An 11,525-nucleotide genomic window follows, 5' to 3' on the forward strand; every position below is an offset into this window, starting at 1 on the left:
AGGAAAGAGACAAAGACAGTGGCGAACCAGTCCCGCCCCAAGGTCAAGAAGTCGCGTGCCCTCGGTATCGCGCTGACCCCGAAGGCCGTCAAGTACTTCGAGGCCCGCCCCTACCCGCCGGGTGAGCACGGTCGCGGCCGCAAGCAGAACTCGGACTACAAGGTCCGTCTGCTGGAGAAGCAGCGTCTGCGCGCGCAGTACGACGTGTCCGAGCGCCAGCTCGTCCGCGCCTACGAGCGTGCCTCCAAGGTCCAGGGCAAGACCGGTGAGGCCCTGATCATCGAGCTCGAGCGCCGTCTCGACGCCCTGGTCCTGCGTTCGGGCATCGCCCGCACCATCTACCAGGCCCGCCAGATGGTCGTCCACGGCCACATCGAGGTCAACGGCCACAAGGTCGACAAGCCGTCGTACCGCGTGCGTCCCGACGACGTCGTGATGGTCCGCGAGCGCAGCCGCGAGAAGGCGCTCTTCCAGGTCGCCCGCGAGGGTGGCTTCGCCCCCGACGGCGAGACCCCGCGCTACCTCCAGGTGAACCTCAAGGCCCTGGCGTTCCGCCTGGACCGCGAGCCGAACCGCAAGGAGATCCCGGTGATCTGCGACGAGCAGCTCGTCGTCGAGTACTACGCCCGCTGATCACTTTCCGGCGGACGTAGCACTCCCACCCCGGCAGAGCCCGTCGTCTTCCCGCCCCTTGAGGGCGGGCGGACGGCGGGCTTTCGCACATCGGCTCCCCTCGAGCCCGTCGGCCGCAGCCCTAATCCGGTACGGAGCGGCCGCCCGGGCGCGATAGGCTCGGGGAACCGACTTTTCGATGTTCAGGCACGTTCCAGGGAGCGGGTGCACAACAGTGTCCGGTGGAGAAGTGGCCGGGATCCTGGTGGCCGTCTTCTGGGCGATCCTGGTCTCCTTCCTCGCCGTGGCGCTGGCGAGGCTGGCCCAGACGCTCAAGGCGACCACCAAGCTGGTGGCGGACGTGACCGACCAGGCCGTCCCGCTGCTGGCCGACGCCTCCGCCGCGGTGCGCTCCGCGCAGACCCAGATCGACCGCGTCGACGCCATCGCGTCGGACGTCCAGGAGGTCACCTCCAACGCGTCCGCGCTGTCGACGACCGTCGCCTCGACCTTCGGCGGCCCCCTGGTCAAGGTCGCGGCCTTCGGCTACGGCGTACGCCGGGCGATCGCCGGCCGCCGGGAGAACGTGCCCGCCAAGGCCCCCCGACGTACCGTGATCGTGGGCCGCACCGTCCCGTCCCCGCGACGGGCGAAGCGGAAGAAGGACTAGCGAATGTTCCGCCGTACGTTCTGGTTCACCACAGGCGTCGCCGCCGGTGTGTGGGCCACCACCAAGGTCAATCGCAAGCTGAAGCAGCTGAGCCCCGAGAGCCTGGCCGCGACAGCGGCGAACAAGGCGATCGAGGCCGGCCACCGGCTCAAGGACCGCGCGGTGGAATTCGCCCTCGACGTCCGCGACAACATGAACCGGCGGGAGGCCGAACTCGGCGACGCGCTCGGTCTGAACGCCGCCGTCGAGCCCGAACTCCCCGGACCCCGGCGGTACGCCGCCATCGAGAACCGCAACAGCCCGAAGTACGTCGAGACCACGACGTACTCGTACAACCGGAATGAGGACCACTGATGGAGTCGGCTGAGATCCGCCGCCGCTGGTTGAGCTTCTTCGAGGAGCGCGGTCACACCGTCGTCCCTTCGGCGTCGCTCATCGCGGACGACCCGACTCTGCTGCTCGTCCCGGCCGGCATGGTGCCCTTCAAGCCCTACTTCCTGGGCGAGGTCAAGCCGCCCTACCCGCGCGCCACCAGCGTGCAGAAGTGCGTGCGCACGCCCGACATCGAAGAGGTCGGCAAGACCACGCGGCACGGCACGTTCTTCCAGATGTGCGGCAACTTCTCCTTCGGCGACTACTTCAAGGAAGGCGCCATCAAGCTCGCCTGGGAGCTGCTCACCACACCCCAGGACAAGGGCGGTTACGGCCTCGAGCCCGACCGGCTGTGGATCACCGTCTACAAGGACGACGACGAGGCCGAGCAGATCTGGCGTGACGTCGTCGGCGTCCCCGCCGAGCGCATCCAGCGCCTCGGCATGAAGGACAACTTCTGGTCCATGGGCGTCCCCGGCCCCTGCGGTCCCTGCTCCGAGATCAACTACGACCGCGGCCCCGAGTTCGGCGTCGAGGGCGGTCCCGCCGTCAACGACGAGCGGTACGTGGAGATCTGGAACCTCGTCTTCATGCAGTACGAGCGCGGCGAGGGCACCGGCAAGGACAACTTCGAGATCCTCGGGGACCTGCCGAGCAAGAACATCGACACCGGCCTCGGCCTCGAGCGGCTCGCCATGATTCTGCAGGGCGTGCAGAACATGTACGAGATCGACACCTCCATGGCCGTGATCGACAAGGCCACCGAGCTGACGGGCGTCCGCTACGGCGACGCCCACGACTCGGACGTCTCGCTGCGTGTGGTCACCGACCACATGCGCACCGCCACCATGCTCATCGGCGACGGCGTCACCCCCGGCAACGAGGGCCGCGGCTATGTCCTGCGCCGCATCATGCGCCGCGCCATCCGCAACATGCGCCTGCTCGGCGCCACCGGTCCGGTCGTCAAGGAGCTCCTCGACACCGTGATCGAGATGATGGGCAAGCAGTACCCCGAGCTCGTCACCGACCGCGAGCGCATCGAGAAGGTCGCCCTCGCCGAGGAGTCCCGCTTCCTCAAGACGCTCAACGCCGGCACGAACGTCCTGGACACCGCCGTCGCCGAGACCAAGGCCGCCGGTTCCGCAGTCCTGCCCGGCGACAAGGCCTTCCTGCTCCACGACACCTGGGGCTTCCCGATCGACCTCACCCTGGAGATGGCCGCCGAGCAGGGCCTGTCCGTGGACGAGGACGGCTTCCGCCGCCTGATGAAGGAGCAGCGGGAGCGCGCCAAGGCCGACGCCCAGGCCAAGAAGACCGGTCACGCCGACCTCGGGGCCTACCGCGAGATCGCCGACACCGCCGGTGCGACCGACTTCATCGGATACACCGACACCGAGGGCGAGTCCACGATCGTCGGCATCCTGGTCGACGGCGTGTCCTCCCCGGCCGCCACCGAGGGCGACGAGGTCGAGATCGTCCTCGACCGCACCCCGTTCTACGCCGAGGGCGGTGGCCAGATCGGTGACACCGGCCGCATCAAGGCCGACTCCGGTGCCGTCATCGAGGTCCGCGACTGCCAGAAGCCGGTCCCGGGCGTCTACGTCCACAAGGGCGTCGTCCAGGTCGGTGAGGTGACCGTCGGGGCCAAGGCCCACGCCACCATCGACGCCCGTCGCCGCAAGGCCATCGCCCGCGCCCACTCGGCCACCCACCTCACCCACCAGGCCCTGCGCGACGCCCTCGGCCCGACGGCCGCCCAGGCCGGTTCCGAGAACCAGCCGGGCCGCTTCCGCTTCGACTTCGGCTCCCCGGCGGCCGTACCGACGGCCGTGATGACCGATGTCGAGCAGAAGATCAACGAGGTGCTGGCCCGCGACCTCGACGTGCACGCCGAGATCATGGGCATCGACGACGCCAAGAAGCAGGGCGCCATCGCCGAGTTCGGCGAGAAGTACGGCGAGCGCGTCCGCGTCGTGACCATCGGCGACTTCTCCAAGGAGCTGTGCGGCGGGACCCACGTGCACAACACCGCCCAGCTGGGTCTGGTGAAGCTGCTCGGCGAGTCCTCCATCGGCTCCGGTGTGCGCCGTATCGAGGCCCTGGTCGGTGTGGACGCCTACAACTTCCTCGCCCGCGAACACACGGTCGTCAACCAGCTCACCGAGCTGCTCAAGGGCCGCCCGGAGGAGCTGCCCGAGAAGATCTCCGGCATGCTCGCCCGGCTGAAGGACGCCGAGAAGGAGATCGAGAAGTTCCGCGCCGAGAAGGTGCTCCAGGCCGCCGCCGGGCTCGCCGAGTCCGCCAAGGACGTCCACGGCGTCGCCGTCGTCACCGGTCAGGTCCCGGACGGCACCACGCCCGACGACCTGCGCAAGCTGGTCCTCGACGTGCGTGGCCGCATCCAGGGCGGCCGGGCCGCCGTGGTCGCCCTGTTCACCGTCACGGGCGGCAAGCCGCTGACGGTCATCGCCACCAACGAGGCCGCCCGCGAGCGCGGCCTGAAGGCCGGTGACCTGGTCCGCACCGCCGCCAAGACCCTCGGCGGCGGCGGTGGCGGCAAGCCGGACGTCGCCCAGGGCGGCGGTCAGAACCCGGCCGCGGTCGGCGAGGCCGTCGACGCCGTGGAGCGTCTGGTCGCCGAGACCGCCAAGTAAAGAATCGGTCAAGAAACGGTCGTGACGATGAGAAGAGGACGCCGACTCGCGATCGACGTCGGCGACGCCCGGATCGGGGTCGCCTCCTGCGACCCCGACGGGATCCTCGCCACCCCGGTGGAAACGGTACCGGGGCGGGACGTCCCGGCCGCCCAGCGGCGACTGAAGCAGCTCGTCGAGGAGTACGAGCCGATCGAGGTCGTCGTCGGACTCCCTCGCTCCCTCAAGGGGGGCGAGGGCCCGGCGGCGGTCAAGGTCCGTGGTTTCGCGCAGGAGTTGGCGCGCATGATCGCACCGGTTCCGGTCAGGCTGGTGGACGAGCGCATGACCACGGTGACGGCCGGTCAGGGGCTGCGGGCCTCCGGCGTGAAATCGAAGAAGGGCCGCTCGGTGATCGACCAGGCGGCCGCCGTCATCATCCTGCAGCAGGCGCTGGAATCCGAACGGGTGTCAGGGAAATCTCCTGGCGAAGGCGTCGAAGTGGTCATCTGATCGCGATACGGTAACGTTCCGCGCGATGCGATGGTGTTCGAACAGCCACCGCACAGAGAGAGGCGGGACGGGAGCCGGGTCACAGCGCCGCGCAACCTGAAGCCTCGCGGCTCTAGGGGATCGATGACTGAGTATGGCCGGGGCCCAGGCTCCACACCGTGGCATCCGGAGGACCCGTTGTACGGGGACGACGGATGGGCAGGACACGAGGGCCACGCCGCCCAGTCCCCGCACGGCGGCCAGCACCACCCGGAGCAGCCGCAGCAGCACTACGGCGACTGGGGAGGCGGCCGCCAGGGCACGCACGACCAGGGGCACCAGGGCTACCAGCAGTACGCGGACCAGCAGTACCAGCAGCCGGGACAGTATCCGGACGGACAGTCCTACGACGCGCAGGCGCAGTACGAGCAGCAGTACCCGGGCCGGCAGGGAGAGTACGAGCAGCGGTACCCCGGTCAGGGGCAGCAGGACTACGGCAATGGCGGATGGGACGGCGGCGGGCAGGCCCATGTGCCGTACGCCCCCGACCCGGCCGACCCCTACGGCGCCCAGCCCGGTGCGTACGGCGGCGAGCAGCCCGACTTCTACCAGACGCCCGACGCGTATCCGCCGCCGGAGCCGCCGAACCGGCGGCACGCCGAGCCGGAACCGAAGACCGACTGGGACCCCGACCCCCAGGAGGGAGAGCACGCCGTTTTCGCGGACGGCGACGACGAGGAAGACGCCGACGAGCCGGACGGTCGGCGGGGCCGCGGTGACCGGCGGGGCCGGGGCGGCAAGACCGTCAAGGGCAAGAAGCGCCGCAACGGATGCGCCTGCCTGGTGGTCGTACTGGTCTTCGGCGGCGGTATCGGCACAGTCGGATATTTCGGATACCAGTTCTACCAAAATCGTTTCGGCGCGGCGCCCGACTACGTGGGTGAGGGCGACGGCGAACAGGTCACGGTCACCATTCCGAAGGGCGCCGGCGGTTACACCATCGGCCGGGTGCTGAAACAGGCCGGTGTCGTCAAGAGCGTCGACGCGTTCGTCGCGGCACAGGAGCAGAACCCCGACGGCAAGAGCATCCAGGCGGGCACGTACACGCTGAACAAGCACATGTCCGCGGCCGCCGCCGTGCAGCTGATGCTCAGCCCGAAGAGCAAGAACAACCTGATCATCGCCGAGGGGTGGCGCAACACCAAGATCTACGCGGCGATCGACCAGCGGCTGCAGCTCAAGCCGGGAACCACCCGGGACGTCGCCAAGAAGGAGTGGTCGACCTTCGGTCTGCCCGACTGGGCCAACAGCAGCAAGGAGATCAAGGACCCGCTGGAGGGCTTCCTCTATCCCTCCGCCTATCCGGTCGCCAAGGGCATGAAGCCCGAGGACGTCCTGAAACAGATGGTCGACATGGCAAAGGAGAAGTACGCCGAGTTCGGCCTCCAGGCCAAGGCCAAGGGCCTCGACCTGCAGACTCCGCTGCAGCTCCTGACGGTCGCGAGCCTCGTCCAGGCGGAGGGAAAGACGCACGACGACTACCGGAAGATGGCGGAGGTGATCTACAACCGCCTCAAGCCGACCAACACGGAGACGAACCAGCTGCTCCAGTTCGACTCGACCTTCAACTACCTGAAGGGTCAGAGTAAGATCCGCATCAGCGCGTCCGAGATCAACAGCAATCAGGACCCGTACAACACCTACACCCATAAGGGTCTCCCGCCGGGGCCGATCGACAATCCGGGCGACAGTGCGCTGGAGGCGGCGCTCAACCCCACCAGTGATGGCTGGATCTATTTCGTGGCGACCGACGGCATGGAAAAGACGGAATTCGCGAAGACTCACGCGGAATTTCTGAAGCTCAGGGACGAATTCAATGACAGTGCGGGAAGGTGAGGCACGGCGCGCCGCAGTCCTCGGCTCGCCGATCGCCCACTCCCTCTCTCCGGTGCTGCACCGCGCCGCTTACGAGGAATTGGGTCTGGCCGACTGGACGTACGACCGGTTCGAGGTCGACGAGGCGGCGCTGCCCGGATTCATCGAGAAGCTCGGGCCGGAGTGGGCCGGGCTCTCGCTGACCATGCCGCTCAAGCGCGCGGTGATCCCGCTGCTTGACGAGATCAGCGACACCGCGGCCTCCGTCGAGGCGGTCAACACGGTCGTGTTCACCGAGGACGGGCGGCGCCTCGGTGACAACACCGATGTCCCGGGCATGGTCGAGGCGCTCAGCGAGCACGGGATCGACCGTGTCGAATCCGCGGCCATCCTCGGTGCGGGAGCCACCGCCTCGTCCGCGCTGGCCGCGCTGTCGCGGATCTGCGAGGGCGAGGTCGTCGTCTACGTCCGCAGCGCGGCGCGTGCGGCAGAGATGAGGGAGTGGGGTAAGCGGCTGGATGTCGAGGTGCGCACCGAGGACTGGGACGACGCCGCACAGGCTCTGCGCGCGCCACTGGTGATCGCCACGACCCCCGCAGGCACCACGGATGCCCTCGCGTCCGCCGTCCCCGAGCGGCCGGCCACGCTCTTCGACGTCCTGTACGAGCCGTGGCCCACGAACCTCGCGGCCCGCTGGTCGGCGTACGGGGGAGCGGTCGTCGGCGGCCTCGACCTGCTGGTGCACCAGGCGGTGCTCCAGGTCGAGCAGATGACCGGGCATGCGCCGGCGCCGCTCGCGGCGATGCGGGCGGCGGGTGAACGGGGTCTTACGCGCGCGTGATCGTCCGGGTCGGCGGGGCGCATCGATTTCTTTCGAGTGATGGTGCCCGGACATCGGCTTGGCGTTGCCCATGAACGGCTGATCCGGAATTCTCCATTCCGGGTGATCTTGACGTGAGGGACGGGTAACGTGCGGTGTCTCGTAGCGATCACGGAAGAGGAATTGTGATAGGAAAGCGCGTCCTGTCGGTCGGATCTGCACTGGGAATAGCGGGCATCGTCGGGCTGGCCGGGGCCACGCCGGCCGCAGCGGCCGCGTCGACACCCGAGGCTGCGTGCGGCTCGGGCTACTACGTCCTGGAGTCCCACACGGTCGGTTATGACAAGAGCACGGACAAGCCCGCGGCGCGAGTGTCTCTCCTCTACAACGCTTCCAGCGGCTACAACTGCGTCGTGACCATGCATATCAATGGATATGTCGGCTATGGGGCCACGACTGAGGCCGGAATTCTCGTCGAAGGTGGAAGCTGGAAGCGGGACAAGGCGGTGTACAGCTACTACGCCGGCCCTGTCTATGCGTACGCGGCGAACAAGTGTGTGAAGTACACGGGCGGCATCGAGTACGTCGACAACGGGATCTTCTGGGACAGCTACACGAGCGGCTTCGGTCACTGTGGCTGACGCGCCGGTGGGTTCCCGGCTGCCGGGTGCGGCCGCCGGGAGTTCCGCACTCGGCCGACGAGCGGCGACACCTGGCGGTGTGCGCGTCCGATAGCTGGACCGCCGGCCGGGTCCAGGGCCGGGACATGGGAGGATCGGGAGTGGCGGGCCAGGGCCGCGCACCCGGTCGCGCCGTCGCAGAACGCAGTTCCAGGCGCGAGCATGAGGAGCATCGTTGAGCAGGTTGCGCTGGCTGACCGCGGGGGAGTCCCACGGTCCCGCACTTGTCGCGACGCTGGAGGGCCTTCCCGCCGGCGTGCCGATCACCACCGAGACGGTGGCGGACCACCTGGCGAGGCGGCGGCTGGGCTATGGACGCGGCGCGCGGATGAAATTCGAGCGCGACGAGGTCACGTTCCTGGGCGGTGTCCGGCACGGTCTCACCCTGGGCTCCCCGGTGGCGATCATGGTCGGCAACACGGAGTGGCCCAAGTGGGAACAGGTCATGTCGGCCGACCCGGTCGACCCCGAGGTGCTTGAGGGGCTGGCCCGCAATGCGCCGCTGACCCGGCCGCGTCCGGGGCACGCGGACCTGGCGGGGATGCAGAAGTACGGGTTCGACGAGGCGCGCCCGGTGCTGGAGCGGGCCTCGGCGCGGGAGACGGCGGCGCGTGTGGCGCTGGGTGCGGTGGCGCGGTCGTACCTGAAGGAGACGGCCGGGATCGAGATCGTCTCCCATGTGGTGGAGCTGGCCTCCGCCAAGGCCCCCTACGGCGTCTACCCGACCCCCGCCGACGTCGAGAGGCTGGACGCGGATCCGGTGCGGTGCCTGGACGCGGACACGTCGAAGGCGATGGTCGCGGAGATCGACCAGGCGCACAAGGACGGCGACACGCTGGGTGGCGTGGTCGAGGTGCTCGCGTACGGCGTCCCGGTGGGGCTCGGGTCTCACGTGCACTGGGACCGGCGGCTGGACGCGCGCCTCGCGGCCGCGCTGATGGGCATCCAGGCGATCAAGGGCGTCGAGGTCGGTGACGGGTTCGAGCTGGCGCGCGTGCCTGGCTCGAAGGCGCACGACGAGATCGTCACCACCCCCGAGGGCATCAAGCGGGCCACTGGCCGCTCCGGCGGGACCGAGGGTGGTCTGTCCACGGGTGAGCTGCTGCGGGTCCGCGCCGCGATGAAGCCGATCGCGACGGTGCCGCGGGCGCTGCAGACGGTGGACGTCGCAACCGGTGAGCCGGCGCAGGCCCACCACCAGCGCTCGGACGTGTGCGCGGTGCCGGCGGCCGGGATCGTCGCCGAGGCGATGGTCGCCCTGGTCCTGGCGGACGCGGTGGCGGAGAAGTTCGGCGGTGACAGCGTGACCGAGACCCGCCGCAACGTACGGGGCTACCTCGACAGCCTGGCGATCCGGTGAGCGCGATGCCCGTGGTCGTGCTGGTCGGCCCGATGGGGGTCGGCAAGTCGACGGTGGGGCAGTTGCTGGCCGAGCGGCTGGGTGTCGGTTACCGGGACACGGACCAGGACATCGTGGCCGAGCAGGGACGGTCCATCGCCGACATCTTCGTGGACGAGGGTGAGCCGGCCTTCCGCGCTCTGGAGAAGGCGGCGGTCCACAAGGCCCTGTCCGAGCACGACGGCGTCCTCGCCCTGGGTGGCGGAGCGATCCTCGACGACGAGATCCGCGCGCTGCTCGCCTCGCACCGTGTCGTCTACCTCTCGATGGACGTCGAGGAGGCGGTCAAGCGCACCGGGCTGAACACGGCCCGTCCGCTGCTGGCGGTCAACCCGCGCCGGCAGTGGCGGGAGCTGATGGAGGCCCGCCGTCACCTGTACGAGGAGGTCGCGACGGCCGTCGTGGCCACCGACGGCCGCAGCCCCGAAGAGGTCGCCCAAGCGGTCCTTGACGCACTGGAGTGGAAAGAAGCATGAGCGAGGCAGTGACGCGGATCCAGGTCGCCGGTACCGCGGGCACCGACCCCTACGAGGTCCTGGTCGGACGCCAACTCCTGGGCGAACTCGCCGGGTTGATCGGGCACAAGGCCAAGCGGGTCGCGGTGATCCACCCCGAGGCGCTGGCCGAGACGGGCGAGGCGCTGCGCGCCGACCTGGCCGAGCAGGGCTATGAGACCGTGGCCGTCCAGGTGCCCAACGCGGAGGAGGCGAAGACCGCAGAGGTCGCCGCCTACTGCTGGAAGGCCCTGGGCCAGTCCGGTTTCACCCGCACCGACGTCATCGTCGGGGTCGGCGGCGGAGCGACCACCGACCTGGCCGGGTTCGTGGCCGCGACCTGGCTGCGCGGTGTGCGCTGGATCGCGATCCCGACCACGGTACTGGCGATGGTGGATGCGGCGGTCGGCGGGAAGACCGGCATCAACACCGCCGAGGGCAAGAACCTGGTCGGCGCCTTCCACCCGCCCGCCGGCGTGCTGTGCGACCTCGCGGCGCTGGACTCCCTGCCGGTCAACGACTACGTCTCCGGGCTCGCCGAGGTCATCAAGGCCGGTTTCATCGCCGACCCGGTGATCCTGGAGCTGATCGAGGCGGACCCGCAGGCCGCCCGCACCCCCGCCGGCCCGCACACCGCGGAGCTGATCGAGCGGTCCATCAGGGTCAAGGCGGAGGTCGTCTCCTCCGACCTGAAGGAGTCGGGCCTGAGGGAGATCCTCAACTACGGGCACACGCTCGGCCACGCCATCGAGAAGAACGAGCGGTACAAGTGGCGTCACGGCGCCGCCGTCGCCGTCGGCATGCACTTCGCGGCCGAACTCGGGCGTCTGGCGGGCCGGTTGGACGACGCGACCGCCGACCGGCACCGCACGATCCTCGAGGCGGTGGGGCTGCCGCTGCACTACCGCTACGACCAGTGGCCCAAGCTGCTGGAGACGATGAAGGTCGACAAGAAGTCCCGCGGCGACCTGTTGCGCTTCATCGTGCTGGACGGCCTGGCCAAGCCCACCGTGCTGGAAGGCCCCGACCCGGCCGTTCTGCTCGCCGCGTACGGCGAGGTCGGGCAGTAGCCGGGTACGGCGAAGTCGGGTGGTAGCTCGTCCGGTCGGGGGCGGCGGGCGACTCGTTCCCCTCGGGACCCGTTGCCCCGACTCGCGTGCGGGGATGGGCACTTCGGGCCGCTCCCGGCCGTTCACACAACGGCGGCCGGGGACGGTACCGTTCGGTAGGGAGCGGGGCACCCCCGCTGCCAGTGTCGAACGCCTGCGAGCCCCAACACGAGACGGAGTGGCCACCGGATGCAGCACGCAGTGGGAGCTCCGCTGCCGCCGCCCCACCAGCCGGGGCACGGCCCGGCGACCACCTGGTCACCGGCCGCACACCACCCGGGACAGCCGGGCGCCCACCCGGGCCCCGCACCGCGGACCACGCCCACGCCCGGCTTCGCGGAGCCACCGGTACCCCCGGGAGCACCTCCC

12 protein-coding genes are annotated in these 11,525 nt (G+C 69.6%); all 12 read left to right on the forward strand.

Features of this window, described 5'->3' with window-relative positions; translation table 11 throughout:
- Window positions 1–18 precede the first annotated feature (18 nt).
- A complete protein-coding gene (gene rpsD / locus C3488_RS24030; RefSeq protein ID WP_103842665.1) occupies window positions 19–633 on the forward strand; it encodes a 30S ribosomal protein S4 in 615 nt (204 codons plus the stop codon).
- A gap of 178 nt (window positions 634–811) precedes the next feature.
- Entirely contained in the window at window positions 812–1,282 is a 471-nt protein-coding gene (locus tag C3488_RS24035; protein WP_103842667.1) for a DUF948 domain-containing protein, read from the forward strand.
- 3 nt (window positions 1,283–1,285) lie between these two features.
- Window positions 1,286–1,636 carry a hypothetical protein gene (locus C3488_RS24040; RefSeq protein ID WP_103842669.1) on the forward strand — a complete coding sequence of 117 codons (351 nt, stop codon included), beginning with the start codon at window positions 1,286–1,288 and terminating at the stop codon, window positions 1,634–1,636.
- Complete coding sequence (gene alaS, locus C3488_RS24045; protein WP_103842671.1) at window positions 1,636–4,308, forward strand: alanine--tRNA ligase; 2,673 nt, start codon at window positions 1,636–1,638, stop codon at window positions 4,306–4,308. Before C3488_RS24040 ends, alaS begins: the two co-directional genes overlap by 1 nt.
- Before the next feature lie 27 nt (window positions 4,309–4,335).
- Window positions 4,336–4,800: a Holliday junction resolvase RuvX gene (ruvX, locus tag C3488_RS24050; protein WP_103842687.1), complete on the forward strand. Its 465-nt coding sequence runs from the start codon at window positions 4,336–4,338 to the stop codon at window positions 4,798–4,800.
- Between the two features lie 123 nt (window positions 4,801–4,923).
- Window positions 4,924–6,675, forward strand: a complete 1,752-nt coding sequence (mltG, locus tag C3488_RS24060; RefSeq protein ID WP_103842673.1) for an endolytic transglycosylase MltG — start codon at window positions 4,924–4,926, stop codon at window positions 6,673–6,675.
- Window positions 6,656–7,495, forward strand: a complete 840-nt coding sequence (locus tag C3488_RS24065; protein WP_103842675.1) for a shikimate dehydrogenase — start codon at window positions 6,656–6,658, stop codon at window positions 7,493–7,495. Before mltG ends, C3488_RS24065 begins: the two co-directional genes overlap by 20 nt.
- A gap of 164 nt (window positions 7,496–7,659) precedes the next feature.
- Window positions 7,660–8,115 (forward strand): acetyltransferase, encoded by a 456-nt coding sequence (locus tag C3488_RS24070; protein WP_103842677.1) that lies wholly within the window; start codon window positions 7,660–7,662, stop codon window positions 8,113–8,115.
- Between the two features lie 214 nt (window positions 8,116–8,329).
- Window positions 8,330–9,514 (forward strand): chorismate synthase, encoded by a 1,185-nt coding sequence (gene aroC / locus C3488_RS24075; protein WP_103842679.1) that lies wholly within the window; start codon window positions 8,330–8,332, stop codon window positions 9,512–9,514.
- Window positions 9,511–10,029, forward strand: a complete 519-nt coding sequence (locus C3488_RS24080; protein WP_103842681.1) for a shikimate kinase — start codon at window positions 9,511–9,513, stop codon at window positions 10,027–10,029. Before aroC ends, C3488_RS24080 begins: the two co-directional genes overlap by 4 nt.
- Window positions 10,026–11,117 carry a 3-dehydroquinate synthase gene (aroB, locus tag C3488_RS24085; RefSeq protein ID WP_103842683.1) on the forward strand — a complete coding sequence of 364 codons (1,092 nt, stop codon included), beginning with the start codon at window positions 10,026–10,028 and terminating at the stop codon, window positions 11,115–11,117. The genes C3488_RS24080 and aroB overlap by 4 nt, the downstream gene beginning before the upstream one ends.
- A gap of 228 nt (window positions 11,118–11,345) precedes the next feature.
- On the forward strand, window positions 11,346–11,525 hold a 180-nt coding region (locus C3488_RS41760), incomplete at its 3' end, for a Pro-rich N-terminal domain-containing protein (RefSeq protein WP_258053620.1).

Origin of the sequence: Streptomyces sp. Ru72, from assembly GCF_002920635.1 — a bacterium.
In the GTDB taxonomy this organism is placed as follows: Bacteria; Actinomycetota; Actinomycetes; order Streptomycetales; family Streptomycetaceae; genus Streptomyces.

Bases quoted from the DNA above. Each gene is read 5' to 3' on its own strand.
- mltG (WP_103842673.1), top strand. From the start codon at position 4,924: ATGACTGAGTATGGCCGGGGCCCAGGCTCCACACCGTGGCATCCGGAG.
- C3488_RS24065 (WP_103842675.1), top strand. From the start codon at position 6,656: ATGACAGTGCGGGAAGGTGAGGCACGGCGCGCCGCAGTCCTCGGCTCG.
- C3488_RS24040 (WP_103842669.1), top strand. From the start codon at position 1,286: ATGTTCCGCCGTACGTTCTGGTTCACCACAGGCGTCGCCGCCGGTGTG.
- alaS (WP_103842671.1), top strand. From the start codon at position 1,636: ATGGAGTCGGCTGAGATCCGCCGCCGCTGGTTGAGCTTCTTCGAGGAG.
- C3488_RS24035 (WP_103842667.1), top strand. From the start codon at position 812: ATGTTCAGGCACGTTCCAGGGAGCGGGTGCACAACAGTGTCCGGTGGA.
- aroB (WP_103842683.1), top strand. From the start codon at position 10,026: ATGAGCGAGGCAGTGACGCGGATCCAGGTCGCCGGTACCGCGGGCACC.
- ruvX (WP_103842687.1), top strand. From the start codon at position 4,336: ATGAGAAGAGGACGCCGACTCGCGATCGACGTCGGCGACGCCCGGATC.